Here is a 15140-nt window from a genome sequence, read left to right on the forward strand (position 1 = left end):
CTCATCGAGTTCGGGAATGTGTAGCCGGTGGGGCTGGGAACCAAAACGTTTCGGGTCAGATGATGCGGGTTTACCGAAACGTTTCGGTGACTTATGGTTGCACGGCTCCTTCTGCGAAGACAACCCCCATTCGGGGGTCAGGTTCGTCTGGTCAGCGCACGGCGGGAGCAGGGCCGGTGGAATCGCGCGCGATGAAGCCCGCATCGGAGATGCGGACGTCGTCGACCGCGCCGTCGTCGATCAGATCGATGAGCATCCGGCCCGACTCGCGGCCCAGCTCGCGAGGACTCGTGTGCACCGTCGTGAGCGACGGCCGCACGTAGGTTCCGAGCCGGATGTCGTCGAAACCTGCGACGGACAGCTCGCCGGGAACATCCACACCCAAGTGCTGCGCCTGGGCGATGAGGCCGATGGCAGACAGGTCGTTTGCGCACACCACCGCCGTCGGCGGCTCGCTCAGCGCCAGCAGCGACGTCGCGGCCGACGTGCCCGCGAGATACGTGAAGTCGCCCGGAACGATCGGGCCGGGCGCCAGCCCGAACTCCCGCATGGCGGACAGCCACGCGTTCTCGCGCTGCGCCGAGTGGATCATGTCGGGGCGACCGGTGACGTAGGCGACGCGACGATGACCGTGCTCCACCAGGTGCCGCACGGTCGCCCTGATCCCCGCATCCGGGTCCTGCCGAACCGCAGGGATGGGAAAGTCGGCGCCCGGATTGATCGCCACGGCCGGCAGCCCCAGCTTTCCGATGAGCGGGATGCGTGGGTCGTCGATCTCCAGGTCGTTGACGAGCACGCCATCGACGCGACGGTCCGCGGCGAACTTCTCGTAGCGCTGCAGCACCTGGTCGGACTCGGCGGTGATCTGTAGCACGAGCGCGTATCCGCGAGCGTCGATCGCGTCTTCGATGCCGCCGATGAAGCCGCCGAAGAACGGGTCGAGCTCCAGCACATCCGGGTCGCGGTGCAGCACGAGACCGACGGTGTACGCGCGGCGCCCCGAGAGGCTCTTACCGCGAAGGGAGGGCACGAAGCCGAGCTCGGCTGCGATCCGGATGATGCGCTCACGCGTGACGTCGGAGACGCCCGGACGCCCGTTGAGGGCACTCGAGACAGAACTGATCGCGACGCCCGCCTTGTTGGCGACGTCGACGATGGTCACGCGCTCATCGGTCACCGATCCACCTCGTTCTCCGCCCGTCGCCGAGCGACCGACATCCTATGCCGAAATGCGGGCCCGAGAAGCCAAGGGCGACACAGACCGCCCGTACATCAAGGGTGCTCGCGGCCCCGGCCGGCGGCTACCAGCCTCCGAGATCCGGCGCGCTTTCCGGATGCGACGAGTCCACCGACCCGTCACCGGGGAACAGCGGCTGCGACCGCGAGGTGAGCGGCAGCACCCAGTCGCTTCGCAACTGGTCGGACCACGTCGTGAAACGGCTGTCGCCCGTGAGCCTGGCCAGAGTGTCCAGCTGCCACGAGTGGATGGGGTGATAGTTCTTGTTCTGCCACAGCGGTGACTGGCAATAGTCGGCCTGCACGCAGTAGTACGAGACGCCGCCCTCGACGCGCACGAGCGGCATCATCCGCTCGAGCACGGTCGTCGCTCCCCCGTCGAAGTAGCGCGCCGCCGTTGCATTCCCGGTGTGTTTCCAATAGTCGTACAGGCCGAACAGCGCGAACACGTGGCCGTTCAGAACCAGGAGGGGCGGCTGGTCGCCTGCGTACTCCTCGAAGTAGAGGTGCTTGTCGATGACGAGGCTCGACCACGGAGCGGTCGTCGAATGCGGTCGGGTGAAGCTCGCGAACGTGTGATCGGCGGCGGTGTCCCACCGGCTGTCGTGAGTGGCCTCGGCGAGCCGGGTGAAGAGAGACAACGCCTCGCCCTGGGCCATGCCCGACCACCACGGCGCCGTCAACGTGCGCTGGTAGTACGTCCACGGGAAGGTGTACGGATACCACCAGGCGCCACCGCTGTCGGTGCGGGTCGCGATCAGGCGATCGCCCTGGCGGATCGCCCGGTCGAGCCACAGTTTCTGCCCTGTGCGCTGGTATTCGAGCAGGGCGGAGATTCCGTACTGGGCGTAGGCGACCGGGTGGTCGGCTCGCGTGTGCGTGTCGGCGCGGGTGTAGATCAGCAGACCGGTGGAGTCGAGTTTGATCGTCGAGCTGTTCACGTCGACCGGAGGGCGGTCGGAGTACGGTGCGGCGACGCCGGTGGCGACGTTCCAGTTCGAGGTCGCCCAGTTCACAAGCGGTTCGGTCACTGTCGGGTGCACGCAGCGCGCTGCGTTCGCCGCCGACGCGGAGACGACCGCCTCACCGCCGAGCACCACGGTGCTGGCGGCGCCGAGTGCGGTCAGCTGGTCGCCCACGGCCGGCTCGACGCACGTGCGCGTGCTCAGTTCGAGCGGCGCGGCCAGGCCGCCGGCGAGCGCGCCGGCAGCCAGCGCATCCGGAAAATCGAGTCCGGTGGCGAGGAAGGCGCTCGTCGACGAGCCTGCAGAGAAGTACGCCTGGTTGAGGAGCGCGGCGGTGCCGTAGCGGTCGGCGCCGCCATAACGGGTGACGGCGATTCCAGCTTTCGCGAGCTGGGCTTTGATGCCCGCGGAGACGACGGCGTCGCCGCCGGTCAGACTCGCGGTCGTCACGCCGAGGTCAGACAGCAGCAGCAGCTCCTTCGACGTCAACGCCGGCTTCATGCCATCCACGAGCACGATCGGGGCGTGCCGGGCTCCTGCCGCTCCGGTCGCTGCGAGCGCGTCTGGGAAGGTGCGACCGGTCGCGATGATCGCGTGGTCGGTGTGGGTTTCGTCGAAGGCGGTACGGATGATCGCATCCGCTGTGTCATACCGGTCAGGCCCGCCGAGGCGCTTGACGTCGGCGATCTTCGACAGAGCCTCCTCGACCCCGGCGCTGACGACGCCGGTGCCGCCCACCAGGTAGATGATGTCCGGCTGAAGGCGCGCGAGCTCGGCTCCCACGGCGGCCGGCAATTGCGACGGCTGGGTCAGGAGGAGTGGGGCGCGGAGTTCTGCGGCTGCCGCTGCGGCTGAGAGCGCATCGGGGAAGTCTGCGCCGGTCGCCACGAACGCGGCATCGACACCGGGCTGATAGCGCTGCGAGATCGCGACCGCTGTGTCATAGCGCGTGACACCGCTCAGACGGCTGACACCGGCAGGGAACGACGTGATCGCCGGCTGCGATGCGGCCGCCGCGCGCTCGGCGTTCGCGATCCCCTGCACGCTGAACCCGAGGGGTAGCAGGAGAGCAGCGGTGATGGTGACGGCGAGTAGCCTGCGGCTCTGCATGGGTGAACGATCCTCCAACGATGTCGGGATACCGATCGCGCCCCGCGCGAAGACTCTAGCCGAGGATCCCGTATACATGCATACCGGTTGGTTCTTCTCGACGTTCCTCCTGCTCCGCGGGGCGGGAGAGGTCAGTTGCAGGCGTAGACGCGCACGCCCCAGGCGTTATCGGTCGGGAATGTGGTGTAGCTGTACGGGTAGGGAGGATCGAGCGTCGTACCGGCATATTGGGTCGGCGCGACGTATTCGTACATGAAGGTGCCCGCACAGCCGGGTTGATAATCGCCGAGCACCAGCAGTATCGGGTAGTGGGTGTCCCAATTCGGAGGGGGAATCGCGTAGGGCGGCCCGCTGCCGGCACCACCGCCCGACCCAGTGGCGGAATGCTCTGCCGCTGCCGCCGCCTGCCGGGCGGCTTCGGCTGCTGCAGCCGCGGCTGCCGCGGCTGCCGCGGCGGCGGCATCGACGGCCGCTTGCGAGTCGCGCACGGCCCCGGCCTTCCGAAGGTAGTCGAGCAGCAGTGGCCCTGGCGCCCGGTGCGCGGCCACTCCGGCCAGTGCGGCTGCGGCCGAGCTGATCAAGGCATCCTTCGCCGGTTGCTCTGCGCGCGAGAACGATGCCACGACCGCTTGGGCTTCTGCGTCGAGCCCGGCGACAGCGGCTGCACCCTGCCGCTTGGGAACGCCCGCGACGATCTGATCCAACAGCGACGTGCTCAGCTTCTCGCGAGCGGAGAGCCCCTGAACAGAACGCCGCGTCAGTTGCAGCCAGGACGTCTCTCGAGACGTCTGGGTGAGGAGTGTCGCGGTGTCTGCTTTCAGTTCCTCGGTCGATGACGACGGTGATCCGACCGCTTCTTGTCTCGAAGGGGCCTCGCCCTCCGTCAGCTGCAACGACGTCGCGATGTCGGATGCCGTCGCCGCGAGTTGTCCGCGCTGTCCGACGTCGAGAAAGTCACCGGTCGCCTTCTGGATCTCGGCGATCTGGCCGCCCAGATCACGCACGGAGCCCTGGACCGCGGTGAATTCAGCGCGCGCTTTCTCCAATTCGTGCCCGATCGGCGCGAGCTTCACGCGGGCGCGCTGATACGCGGCGTCTGCGTTCGCGTGATCGACCGTCGTCACGACCGAGACCACGCCCCAGGATGCGGCTGCGACAGCGATGCTCGAGGCAAGGGCGACCACGATCGTCGAGCGTCGGCTCCACCGGGTTGCGAGCCTTGCTCGGCCTGACGCGACAACCACCAGCACTCCCTCGATTCGATCCTGGTGAACGCTCTCAGCCGCGCCATCCGCTGTCAAGGCCCCCGAAAGTGGAGCAAGCCCTAAACTGGTCCGGCAAGCTTCGCACGAGGGAAAGGTTCATTATCGTGGCAGATTCATCGTTCGATGTGGTCAGCAAGGTCGACAAGATGGAGGCCGACAACGCCCTCAACCAGGCCCGCAAAGAGATCGACCAGCGGTACGACTTCAAAGGCGTCGGCGCGTCGATCGAGTGGAGCGGCGAGAAGGTTCTGATGAAGGCCAACACCGAGGAACGCGTCAAGGCCGTGCTCGAGGTGTTCGAGTCGAAGCTGATCAAGCGCGGCATCTCACTCCGGTCGCTCGACACCGGCGAGCCGTTCGCGTCTGGCAAGGAGTACCGCATCGAGGCGAGCATCAAGAACGGCATCGAGCAGGATGACGCGAAGAAGATCTCCAAGCTCATCCGCGACGAGGCTCCGAAGAGCGTCAAGTCGCAGATTCAGGGAGACGAGCTGCGGGTCAGTTCCAAGAGCCGCGACGACCTTCAGGCGACCATGGCACTGCTCAAGGGCGCCGAGCTGGATGTGGCGGTCCAGTTCGTCAACTTCCGCTGACGCGGCCGAACGACCTCGAGATGCCAGTAACTGCAGCTTTTCGCCCCGAATTGTTGCAGGTACTGGCAGGTCGGCGCTCCTAAACGTCGAAGCCCATCGCGCGCAGCGCGTCGCGGGCGACCGGTGCGTAGAGCACGGCCACCAAGGTCGCCGCGAGCAGGAACAGAAGCGCGAGGGCGGCGCTCGAGAAGGTCATGGCCGCGACGAGACGGCCGAGGTCACGGGAGTCGAGGCTCGCCGGCCGCAGTTGCTCGGCGGCGTTCTCCGCCCAGGAGCGCACTCGGCGGCGCATCCGGTAAGCCTGTCGGCGCGAGCGCGTGACGGCCGGCTGAAGACGACGCAGCCCGTCGCGCATCCGCGAGGGCAGAAGGTCTGCTGTGGTCATGGTCTGTGCAGCTCCCTGGTCGGTGGCAGTGGCGTTGGGCTGGGGATGCGCGCCGGCGGCTGACACCCCGAAGGGCGACAGCCACCGGCGCGGTCGGGGTCAGGCGGAGACCGCCTTCTGGTCGCTCTGCGCACCCTGGCCGTACTCGCTCGCGGATTCGACCTGGATCTTGCGCGGCTTGGCCCGCTCGGCGATGGGGATGACCACGCTGAGCACTCCGTTGTCGTAGCTGGCGCTGATGCCGTCGGCGTTCACGTCGTCGCCGATGGAGAACTGGCGCATGTAAGCGCCGAACGGACGCTCCTGGGCGAGCCAACGCGAGTTCTCGCGGTTCGCGGCCGACCGCTGCGCGCGGATGGTCAGCAGGTGACCGTCGACATCCACGTCGACCGTTCCGGGATCGACGCCGGGGAGGTCGGCGTTCAGCACATACCGGTCACCCTCGCGAAAGAGGTCGACCGGCATCGTGCGCGGCTGCCGACTCGTGTCGAAGATGCTCTGCGCGATCCTGTCCAACTGGCTGAAAGGATCAAATGACATGGACATGTGAGATTCTCCTTTCGTCTCGGGCCCCGCTTCGCGAGGCTCTCCGTTTCACTGCAGATAATCTACATCAATTCCCGTAGATTTTCTACAGCGAGGTTTGACAGAACGGGGCATTCTCGCCCAGGATTCAAGAGTGGTGGACACCCCGGAAAGCCAGCCTCTGTACAGCATGGCCGTGGCCGCAGAACTGGTCGGCCTCCCTCCGGCGACCCTGCGCCTCTACGAGCGCAAGGGGCTTCTCACGCCGGCGCGCACCGACGGTGGAACGCGCCGCTACAGCGCCGGCGACATCGAACGGATGCGGCGCGTCTCCGATCTGCAAGACGACGGCGTGAACCTGGCCGGCATCGGCAGGGTGCTCGATCTCGAAGGCGAGAACGCCGCGTTGCGACGGGAGCTCGACGAGAATCGGCCTGACCCGGCGTCGGATAAGCGCAAGGCGACGGATCAGCGCAAGTAGCCCCTCAGCCAGCGGGCGAGCTCGGCGTATGCAGCCTCCCGCACCGGCTTCTTCGACAGGAAGATGTCGTGCAGCGCACCGTCGACCCGCGCGAGTGTGACGGTCGGCGCGAGCCGGATCGCTCGCTGGGCGATGTCGTCGACCACCAGCACGATGTCGGAGCTCATCATGTCCGGTGTCCACCGCGGAAGGATCGTCGACCGGGCCGAGAGCATCGTGAGCACGGGTGCGTCGATCGACAGCCCAGCCGCGACCTGCGCGTGCCCGGCGAGCACGGCGTTCAGCCAGCCCGGATGCACGGCGAACCCCCGCGCCGGCCGCCACGCCGGGTCGTAGTCCCATTCGCCGTCCATGGTCGCCGAGACAGAGCGGGTGTAGAAGCCGAGGTCGACGTTCGGCAGTTGGGCCCGCGGTTCGAGGCGCGCCTGAAAGCCGATGATGGGGCTGAGGGCGGCCCGCCCGACCGAGTGCGCCTGGAACTCGAGCCACGGGCTGTTCAGTACGAGCGCATCCGCCCGCCCGGGGTGCCTGTTCGCCCACAGGCTGAGCGTGAGGCCGCCGGTCGAGTGGCCGAGCAGCACGAGTCGGCGGGGGCGTCCCGTCGCGCCCTCGCCATGGCCCATCACGGCGAGGGCCGCGTCGATCTCCTCGTCGTACGTCGACAGGTCGTCAACATAACCGGGCGTCTGCCCCGGCCTGAGACTCCGGCCGTATTTGCGCAGGTCGAGCGCGAAGAACCGGGCGCCGTGCCCGTGCCAGAAGTCGGCGAGCTCCCGCTGGAAGAAGTAGTCCGACCAGCCGTGCACGTAGAGCACGTCGGTGTTCTCCGCCGCTTCGCGACCCAGGTGCAGGTCGGACAACCGCGGCGCCGGCGCATATCGCACGAGCGTCGCGACGACATCGCCTTCACCGTCGGGCGCGAGAGGCAGCGTCGTCTGCTCGAACCCGTCGCCCAGCACATCGGGCTGCCACCTCGCGTCGCGGTTCATGACCCCAGACTGGCGGGTTCCGCCCTATTTGTCGTTGGAGACGCGCACCATCTCGTCACGAGGAACGACTTTCACGCGAACGCGGCCGCGCGCCTGACCGAGCGCGAGCTCGTGCTCGTCGAGGTTGTGCCAGCCGTCGAGGTTCGTGTATTCGACGTTCCGCGATTCGAGCAGTTCGACGACCGACTCCTCCGACGGATCGGTCGGCACCCACCAATTGCCCTGATCGTTGATGAGGTGCTTGATCGTCTCCATCGCATCCGACTTGGTGTGACCGATGAGACCGACCGGGCCGCGCTTGATCCAGCCGGTCGCGTACACGCCGTAGAAGCGCTCGTTGTCTCCCTTGCGCAGCACCTGGCCCTCGTGGTTCGGCACCACACCGTGCTTACGGTCGAACGGGATGCCGTCGAGCGGCGAACCGAAGTACCCGACCGCCCGGTAGATGGCCTGAATCGGGATCTCACGGATCTCGCCGGTGCCGCGCACGCCCCCCTCGCTGTCGGGCGCCGTGCGCTCGTACCGGATGGCGGCGACGCGCCCCTCGCCGTCGGAGACGATCTCGAGCGGCTTCGCATAGAAGTGCAGGTGCAGGCGACGGGATGCAGCCCCCACCTCGCGTGCGCGCCACTTCTGCAGCACCCGGTCGATCACCATGACCTGCTTGTTGCTGGCGATTGCGGCCTTGGAGCCTTCGTCGTAGTCGAAGTCCTCGTCGTAGAGGATCATGTCGACGTCGTTCAGCTCGCCCAGCTCGCGCAGCTCCAGCGGGGTGAACTTGACCTGTGCCGGGCCGCGACGGCCGAACACGTGCACGTCGGTGACCGGCGACGCCTTGAGGATCTCGTAGACGTTGTCGGGGATCTCGGTCGGCAGCAGGTCGTCGGCGTGCTTGGCGAGGATGCGGGAGACGTCGAGCGCGACGTTCCCGTTGCCGATCACGGCGACGGACTGGGCCTCGAGCGGCCAGGTGCGCGGCACATCCGGGTGGCCGTCGAACCAGCTCACGAAGTCGGCGGCGCCGTAGGAGCCCTTCAGGTCGATGCCGGGGATGTCGAGGTCGGCGTCACGCACAGCACCCGTCGCGAAGATGACCGCGTTGTAGTGCCGCTTGAGGTCGTCGAGGGTGATGTCGACCCCGTAGCTCACGTTGCCGAACAGCCGGATGTCACCGCTGTCGAGCACCTCGCGGAGCGCGGTGATGATGCCTTTGATGCGCGGGTGGTCGGGGGCCACGCCGTAGCGCACGAGTCCGTAAGGCGCGGGCAGCTGCTCGAACAGGTCGATGGAGACGTCGAAGTTCCTCTCCGCTTTGAGCAGGATGTCCGCTGCGTAGATTCCGGCGGGGCCGGCTCCGACGATGGCCAGTCGCAATTTGGTCATTCGTTAGTTTCTTCCTCGTTCAGCTCGAGCGTTCGACGATCGTGTCGGCGAACCGGGTCAGCGCCTTCTTGACGGGTCCGTCAGGCAGGGGCGCCAGAGCATCGATGGCTTCGCGCGCCCACTGGTGCGCCTCGGCGAGGGTCTGCGCCGTGACGTCGTGGTCGCGAAGGGCGGCGATCGCCGCGGTGGCTTCGGGGGTGATCGCACCGTCGTCGACGGTTCCGATCACGTCGCGTTCGAGGCGTTCGAGCAGCTCGCGGGCGCCCTGATCGCTCTCGGCACGCTCGCGCAACCTCAGCAGCGGAAGGGTCGCGACTCCGGCGCGCAGGTCGTTGCCTGGCGTCTTGCCGGTCTCTTTCACGCCCTCGGCCGACAGGTCGATCACGTCGTCGATCAGTTGGAACGCGACGCCGATCTTCTCGCCGAAGACCACGACGGGCTCCTCGTACTCGACCGGAGCCTTCGAGAAGACGACGCCCATCTGCGCGGCAGCCGCGATGAGCGAACCGGTCTTGTCTGCGAGCACCTGGATGTAGTGCTCGACCGGGTCTTCGCCCTCCTGCGGGCCGATGGTCTCGTGCAGCTGCCCCAGGCAGAGCCGCTCGAACGTGTCGGCCTGCAGCTTGATGGCACGCTCGCCGAGGGCGGCGACCATCTTGCTGGCGCGGGCGAAGAGCAGGTCTCCGGTGAGCACGGCCACCGAGTTGCCCCAGACGGACTGCGCGCTCGGCACCCCGCGACGCATCTGCGCCTCGTCCATGACGTCGTCGTGGTAGAGCGAAGCCAGGTGGGTGATCTCGATCGCCTCGGCCGACGAGAGCACCTCGGCGGTGTTGCCCTTGCCGAGTTGCGCCGTGAGCAGGGTGAGCATGGGGCGCACGCGCTTGCCGCCGGCCTCCAGCAGGTAGCGGGCCGTCACATCCGCGAGTTTGTCGGCGAACCGCATCTCCGCGTGGAGGCCTTCTTCGACGAGCGCCAATCCGGCGTCGACCGCGGCGGCGAGCTGCTTGTCCTGACCGGATGCGAAGATCTTCTCGGTCAGGCCGATCTGGCTCGACAGCGACGCGGGGCGTCGCACAGCCGGAACGCTTGCGGGCACTACTCCCCCTTGGGTGGGACGGGCGGGACGGTGGATTCGTGCAGTGCCGGTTTGCGCCCGCGGTGCAGCGCGACGATCCCGGCGGTGAGGTTGCGGTAGGCAACGTTCTCGTAGCCGGCCTCGCGCAACCAGCCGGCGAGCACGGGCTGGCTCGGCCAGGCTTCGATCGAGTCCATGAGGTATTCGTAGGCCGCGGGGTTCGAGCTCGCGATGCGGGCGAGCACGGGCATCCCGTAGCGCAGGTAGGCGGAGTATCCCGAGCGGATGAGCGAGACCGGAGGGCGCGAGAACTCGCAGATGACGACGCGGCCACCCGGCTTGGTCACGCGGTAGAACTCGGCGAGCGCCTTCTTCGGGTCGACGATGTTGCGCAGCCCGAACGAGATGGTCACGGCGTCGAACTCGGCGTCGCGGAACGGGAGCTTCGTGGCGTCGGCCTGCACGAACTCGATGAAGGGGTTCGCGGCCTGACGCTCACGACCCACCTCGATCATGCCCGCCGAGAAGTCGGCAGCCACCACCCGGGCACCGTTGCGGGCGAGGGATGCGCTCGACGTGCCCGTGCCCGCTGCGACATCGAGGATGCGCTCACCGGCGCGGGGGTCGACCGCCTTCGTCGTCGCCACACGCCAGAGCGCCGCGTTCCCCACCGAGAGGATGTTGTTCGTCCTGTCGTAGTGGGTCGACACTTCGTCGAACATGGCAGCGACCTGGTCGGGCTGCTTATCGAGGTCGGCCTTACTCACCCCACTAGCTTAGGCGGCGGCCGGGCACGTCGCTCAAACGCCCAGCGCACGTGCATCCGGCGCCCAGCATGGCGGGCTTAGGCTGTTCTGGTGACAGCTACCGCGACCACGCCCCGCGCCCTGCGCGCTACGGCGCTTGTCGTCGAGACGACCCCTCTCGACGATGTGCGCCAGCTCCTCCCCTTCCTCGACGCACGACACCCGCTGCTCTGGCTGCGCAAGGGCCAGGGCATGGCCGGGCTCGGAACGGCCCTGCGGCTGGAGTTCTCCGGCGCCGACAGGATGCGCGCCGCGGCGACGGCTTGGAGCGAGATCGTGTCGCGGTCATCCGTCATCGACCCGATCGGCCGGCCCGGAACCGGGCTCATGGCGTTCGGAACCTTCGCGTTCGCCGACGACAGCGAGCTGCCGAGCGTGCTCATCGTGCCCGAGGTCGTGATCGGCCGCCGCGACGGTCAGAGCTGGATCACCCGCATCCGCGTGGCCGACGAGCCTGCCGACGACTCCACGGATGCCGATGGCCGCACCGGCTCGGCGGCCGTCACGGCGCCGGCGATGCCGCAGCCGACGCCGTTCGGCGACGAATACCGCCTCTCCCTTCTGCCCGGTTCGCTCAAGAAGGACGGCTATCGCGAGGCCGTTGCCGCAGCCGTCGAGCGCATCCGTGAGCACGACCTCAGCAAGGTGGTGCTCGCTCGCGACCTCGTGGGCCACCTGCCTCTCGAATCCGATCTTCGCCGTGCGCTCGTCGAGCTCGCCCTCGGCTACCCGGAATGCTGGACGTTCGCCGTCGACGGCCTGGTCGGCTCGTCGCCCGAAACCCTCGTGCGCGTCGACCACGGTTCGGTCAGCGCCCGCGTGCTCGCCGGCACCGTGTCCCGGGGGGCGGATGCGGAGGCCGACCACGACGCCGCGGTCTCCCTCGCGACCAGCACCAAAGACCAGGACGAGCACCGCTACGCGGTGGAGAGCGTGATCGCCGCCCTCGCGCCGCACAACTCGGGCCTGGCGGCGAGCGATATCCCGTTCACGCTCAAACTGCCGAACCTGTGGCATCTTGCGACCGACGTCGAAGGCGCCCTGAGCGATGGGTCGACCTCGCTCGACCTCATCGACGCCCTGCACCCGACCGCCGCGGTTGCGGGCGCGCCGACGGCGGATGCTGTCGACCTCATCCGCGAGCTCGAACCGTTCGACCGCGGTCGCTATGCCGGCCCCGTCGGCTGGGTCGGAGCAGACGGCGACGGCGAATGGGCCATCGCTCTGCGCTGCGCCCAGGTGAGCGAGAACGGCGATCTCACGGCGTATGCCGGATGCGGCATCGTCGCCGATTCGGAACCCGACCGCGAACTCGCCGAGACCACCATGAAGTTCCGGCCGATCGTCGAGGCGTTCGGCTAGAGCCGGCGGTCAGGACGCGGCGAGCCGCGCCTTCTCGACATCGACGTCGAAGTCGGCCTCCGGCCACCCGAGGTCGAGACCTTCGAGCGCCTGCACGAGCAGGTGCTGCACGGCCAGCCGCGCGTACCATTTGCGGTCGGCCGGCACCACGTACCACGGCGCGTAGTCGGTCGACGTGCGGTCGAACGCCACCTGATACGCCTCCTGGTAGTGATCCCACAGCAGCCGCTCATCCACGTCGCCGGGGTTGTACTTCCAGTGCTTCTCGGGCCGATCCAGGCGTTCCGCCAGTCTGGCCTTCTGCTCGTCGCGGCTGATGTGCAGCATCACCTTGACGATGGTGGTTCCGGCGAACGCGAGCTTCTTCTCGTAGTCGACGATCGCGCCGTACCTGCGCTCGATCTCGTCGTCAGGGGCGAGCTTGCGCACCCGGCCGATCAGCACGTCTTCGTAGTGGGAGCGGTCGAAGACGCCGATCTGGCCGGCGGCGGGCTCCTCCCGTTCGACGCGCCAGAGGAAATCGTGGGCGAGCTCCTCCTCCGTCGGCTTCTTGAAGGCCTTGTAGTGCACCCCGGCCGGGTTCACGGCGCCGACCACGTGGGAGACGATGCCGCCCTTGCCCGCGGTGTCCATGGCCTGCAGAACAAGCAGCACGCGGCGCCTGTCCCCCGCGATGCCCGCGGCGTAGAGCCTCTCCTGGAGGTCGTTCAGAATCGCCGCGCCTTCCGCGAGCGCCTTCGCACCGTCGCTCTTGCCACCGTCGAAACCGATGCGCGCGTCGGTCGGCCGATCCGCGAGCACGAAGCCGTCACCGACCCGCAGCTCGTCGGTGGGATCCGTCTTCCAGAAGCTTTCACGTCCCACGGCAACCTCCTCGTTCGCAGCTGGTGTTCATAGTACGGTCCCGCCCGCATCCAGCACCGGCTCGAAAGCGTCGGGCGGGTAGTAGGTGACCGCCGACCCGGAGCCCGGCGGCCTCAGCAGCGAACCGAACTCCTCCTCGGCGGCCGCATCCTCGAACGTGAGGTCGAGCGTCTCGCGCCAGCGGCCGTCGGCCATTCGCTGCACCGTCGCCTCCCAGGTCACGCCGGGCGACTCCTTGGCCCGCAACCGGAAGTGGATGCCGACCGCGCGCCGCCGCTTCAGCAGCGAGAGCAGGCCGCGGTAGACCGTCATCCGCTCGACCGTCGTGAACCACGGCCGCAGGCTGCGCACCAGCACGTCGGCGTTCCAGAGGATGGTCGTGGCGAAGCCCGCCCTCGACTGGTACACGTCGACCGCGATCACATCCGGGATGCGGCGCAGAGTCTGGCGCAGCGTGCCGCGGGTGATGCCCTCCTGAACGGTGCTGTGCAGATAGAACGGCACCGACGGCTGCGAGACCGACGTGCTGCGCCGGAGCGCGGCGTGGTCGACGAGGCGCTGACCCGGCGCGAAGAACACGCCGAGTTCGTGCACGAGCGCCGCCACCGCCTCGTCGGGAGGGTCGCTCTCCAGCAGCGCGGCCGTGTCGGCGTATGCGGTCGACTGGTGCAGCACGCCGAGCCGGAAGCCCGCCGGAAGCGGCGGACCCGCTTTGACGGTCAGGTAGCCCGGCCTCCCGGAGACGGAGACGGCGCTGCCGGAGCGGCCGGCGACGGGATTCTCGCGCCCATCGATGCGGGGAACCAGGTCGAGAACGTGCTCGATGGCCAGCACGCGGATGTCGCCGGGGATCGTCGCGCGGCCGAGCGGCGCACCGCCGACCACCAGGTGCGTCGGTGTGAACCCGTTCTGCGCCGCACGTTCGGCCACCTGCGCGGCGACCATGCCGCCCAGGCTGAACCCGGCGAGCAGAACCGGCTCGCCCTCCCGGATGCCGGCGGCGCGCATCGCGGCGAGCGCGGCCCTCGTGGCGGTCGCCTCGCCGTCGGCGCCGATCACCAGGTCGGCCGTCAGGTCGTTCGGGGCGGCGCCGGCTCGCGGGTGCCACGACTTGGTGCTCGGAAACTGCACGATCCAGTGCTTGAGCCCGTGCGCATCCTGCCGCGAACCGACCCGGATCATCGCGACATCGGCCCGGTCGTCCAGATCGGGATCGCACAGGTCGTCGATCTCCCGCTGGCTGACGAACAGGTCGCGCAGCCCGGTGATCTGCCGCCGGCGGAGAGCGCCCGCGGCGAGCCCGGGATAGCCGAGCGGGTCGGGGTACGGCTCGAGGCCGAGACCGAGGAGGTCGAGCGGCACGTCGACGATCCCGGGCGACGGCCGGTAGTCGTGCGGCGCATCCGGATCGCGCCACCAGGTGAGGAAGTCGCGGATGTGCGGAAACTTCTCTTCGAGGAAGTCGTCGTAGAGCAAGACGCGAACCTCGTCCCCGTCGAGCAGCAGCCCGCGGCGCCGACCGAGGTTGACCGCTTTGCGCAAGATTCCGCTCAGCGTGAAGACCGCGACGTACGGTCGGGCCCGCCACGGCGGCGCGACAGCACCCACCAGGGAGACGAGCAGCGCGAGCGGCCCCAGCAGAAACCCGGTGAGCCGGGCCGCGGCACCGACCACGCGGGGTGCCGACGCGAGATAGAGCGAGCTCAGACTCAGCGTGCGCCGGCGCCGACCGATCGGTGGCGGCAACCGGAACGGGTAAGGGATGCGGCGCATCCTCTGAATTCCGAACCAGACCCAAGCGGCCAGCACCCCGACCAGCCACACCACCAGCGCGACGACCCACACCACCACTGCGAGCACGAGCAGCAGAAGACCGACGGCGAGCATGATCGGGGCGCCGACGACGAGAGCGAGAGCGAAGGCGAGAGTGCCGCCGCCACCACGTCCGCGCCACGTCTGCGGGCGGAGCTGGGGCAACATGGCGTCAGCCTAACCCCGACCCCCGGCGCCGCCGGCACTAGTGCGCGCGCCCGTGTGAACGCTACGTTGTGCTCAAGCGCCGGGCCACGGGAGGCACGACGGTCGACCGAAGGGAAGC

14 protein-coding genes are annotated in these 15140 nt (G+C 68.3%); 3 read left to right on the forward strand and 11 right to left on the reverse strand.

Features of this window, described 5'->3' with window-relative positions; all coding sequences use genetic code 11:
- Positions 1 to 151: 151 nt before the first annotated feature.
- The 3 genes from ACFVWR_RS00450 to ACFVWR_RS00460 form a co-directional block, all read right to left on the reverse strand.
- Positions 152 to 1177, reverse strand: coding sequence for a LacI family DNA-binding transcriptional regulator (locus ACFVWR_RS00450; protein ID WP_387207069.1), 1026 nt, complete (start codon positions 1175 to 1177; stop codon positions 152 to 154).
- A 124-nt stretch (positions 1178 to 1301) separates the two neighbouring features.
- A complete protein-coding gene (locus ACFVWR_RS00455; RefSeq protein ID WP_387207070.1) occupies positions 1302 to 3311 on the reverse strand; it encodes a cell wall-binding repeat-containing protein in 2010 nt (669 codons plus the stop codon).
- 131 nt (positions 3312 to 3442) lie between these two features.
- Complete coding sequence (locus ACFVWR_RS00460) at positions 3443 to 4384, reverse strand: hypothetical protein (RefSeq protein ID WP_387207071.1); 942 nt, start codon at positions 4382 to 4384, stop codon at positions 3443 to 3445.
- A gap of 296 nt (positions 4385 to 4680) precedes the next feature.
- Here ACFVWR_RS00460 and ACFVWR_RS00465 point away from each other — a divergent pair, with 296 nt between their 5' ends.
- On the forward strand, positions 4681 to 5169 hold the full coding sequence (locus ACFVWR_RS00465; RefSeq protein WP_387207072.1) for a YajQ family cyclic di-GMP-binding protein: 489 nt from the start codon (positions 4681 to 4683) through the stop codon (positions 5167 to 5169).
- A 79-nt stretch (positions 5170 to 5248) separates the two neighbouring features.
- Here ACFVWR_RS00465 and ACFVWR_RS00470 read toward each other — a convergent pair whose 3' ends face one another.
- On the reverse strand, positions 5249 to 5554 hold the full coding sequence (locus ACFVWR_RS00470; protein ID WP_387207074.1) for a hypothetical protein: 306 nt from the start codon (positions 5552 to 5554) through the stop codon (positions 5249 to 5251).
- A 99-nt stretch (positions 5555 to 5653) separates the two neighbouring features.
- Positions 5654 to 6100, reverse strand: coding sequence for an Hsp20/alpha crystallin family protein (locus tag ACFVWR_RS00475; protein ID WP_387207075.1), 447 nt, complete (start codon positions 6098 to 6100; stop codon positions 5654 to 5656).
- 133 nt (positions 6101 to 6233) lie between these two features.
- Between ACFVWR_RS00475 and ACFVWR_RS00480 the strand changes: the two genes are divergently transcribed.
- Positions 6234 to 6560, forward strand: a complete 327-nt coding sequence (locus tag ACFVWR_RS00480) for a helix-turn-helix transcriptional regulator (RefSeq protein WP_387207076.1) — start codon at positions 6234 to 6236, stop codon at positions 6558 to 6560.
- On the opposite strand, the gene ACFVWR_RS00485 is transcribed toward ACFVWR_RS00480, so the two are convergent.
- Genes ACFVWR_RS00485 through ubiE form a run of 4 tightly spaced genes read right to left on the reverse strand, consistent with a single transcriptional unit; the run spans position 6548 to position 10777 of the window.
- The gene (locus tag ACFVWR_RS00485; protein ID WP_387207077.1) at positions 6548 to 7549 is read right to left on the reverse strand and encodes an alpha/beta hydrolase; all 1002 of its coding nucleotides are present in this window, start codon (positions 7547 to 7549) and stop codon (positions 6548 to 6550) included. The genes ACFVWR_RS00480 and ACFVWR_RS00485 overlap by 13 nt on opposite strands.
- Before the next feature lie 24 nt (positions 7550 to 7573).
- Positions 7574 to 8932 (reverse strand): FAD-dependent oxidoreductase, encoded by a 1359-nt coding sequence (locus ACFVWR_RS00490; RefSeq protein WP_387207078.1) that lies wholly within the window; start codon positions 8930 to 8932, stop codon positions 7574 to 7576.
- A 19-nt stretch (positions 8933 to 8951) separates the two neighbouring features.
- The gene (locus ACFVWR_RS00495) at positions 8952 to 10031 is read right to left on the reverse strand and encodes a polyprenyl synthetase family protein (RefSeq protein ID WP_387207079.1); all 1080 of its coding nucleotides are present in this window, start codon (positions 10029 to 10031) and stop codon (positions 8952 to 8954) included.
- Positions 10031 to 10777, reverse strand: a complete 747-nt coding sequence (gene ubiE, locus ACFVWR_RS00500) for a bifunctional demethylmenaquinone methyltransferase/2-methoxy-6-polyprenyl-1,4-benzoquinol methylase UbiE (RefSeq protein WP_387207081.1) — start codon at positions 10775 to 10777, stop codon at positions 10031 to 10033. The genes ACFVWR_RS00495 and ubiE overlap by 1 nt, the downstream gene beginning before the upstream one ends.
- A gap of 90 nt (positions 10778 to 10867) precedes the next feature.
- Here ubiE and ACFVWR_RS00505 point away from each other — a divergent pair, with 90 nt between their 5' ends.
- A complete protein-coding gene (locus ACFVWR_RS00505; protein ID WP_387207083.1) occupies positions 10868 to 12178 on the forward strand; it encodes an isochorismate synthase MenF in 1311 nt (436 codons plus the stop codon).
- A gap of 9 nt (positions 12179 to 12187) precedes the next feature.
- Here ACFVWR_RS00505 and ACFVWR_RS00510 read toward each other — a convergent pair whose 3' ends face one another.
- Both ACFVWR_RS00510 and ACFVWR_RS00515 read right to left on the reverse strand, forming a co-directional pair.
- On the reverse strand, positions 12188 to 13042 hold the full coding sequence (locus ACFVWR_RS00510) for a polyphosphate kinase 2 family protein (protein WP_387207084.1): 855 nt from the start codon (positions 13040 to 13042) through the stop codon (positions 12188 to 12190).
- Positions 13043 to 13069: 27 nt separating this feature from the next.
- Complete coding sequence (locus tag ACFVWR_RS00515) at positions 13070 to 15022, reverse strand: thioesterase domain-containing protein (RefSeq protein WP_387207086.1); 1953 nt, start codon at positions 15020 to 15022, stop codon at positions 13070 to 13072.
- Between the last annotated feature and the right edge of the window lie 118 nt (positions 15023 to 15140).

Origin of the sequence: Leifsonia sp. NPDC058292, from assembly GCF_042880955.1 — a bacterium.
Taxonomy (GTDB): domain Bacteria; phylum Actinomycetota; class Actinomycetes; order Actinomycetales; family Microbacteriaceae; genus Leifsonia.

What these genes read in the sequence shown, in the direction of transcription:
- ACFVWR_RS00490 (WP_387207078.1), bottom strand. Translation starts at nt 8,932, where the DNA reads ATGACCAAATTGCGACTGGCCATCGTCGGAGCCGGCCCCGCCGGAATC.
- ACFVWR_RS00475 (WP_387207075.1), bottom strand. Translation starts at nt 6,100, where the DNA reads ATGTCCATGTCATTTGATCCTTTCAGCCAGTTGGACAGGATCGCGCAG.
- ACFVWR_RS00515 (WP_387207086.1), bottom strand. Translation starts at nt 15,022, where the DNA reads ATGTTGCCCCAGCTCCGCCCGCAGACGTGGCGCGGACGTGGTGGCGGC.
- ACFVWR_RS00470 (WP_387207074.1), bottom strand. Translation starts at nt 5,554, where the DNA reads ATGACCACAGCAGACCTTCTGCCCTCGCGGATGCGCGACGGGCTGCGT.
- ACFVWR_RS00455 (WP_387207070.1), bottom strand. Translation starts at nt 3,311, where the DNA reads ATGCAGAGCCGCAGGCTACTCGCCGTCACCATCACCGCTGCTCTCCTG.
- ACFVWR_RS00485 (WP_387207077.1), bottom strand. Translation starts at nt 7,549, where the DNA reads ATGAACCGCGACGCGAGGTGGCAGCCCGATGTGCTGGGCGACGGGTTC.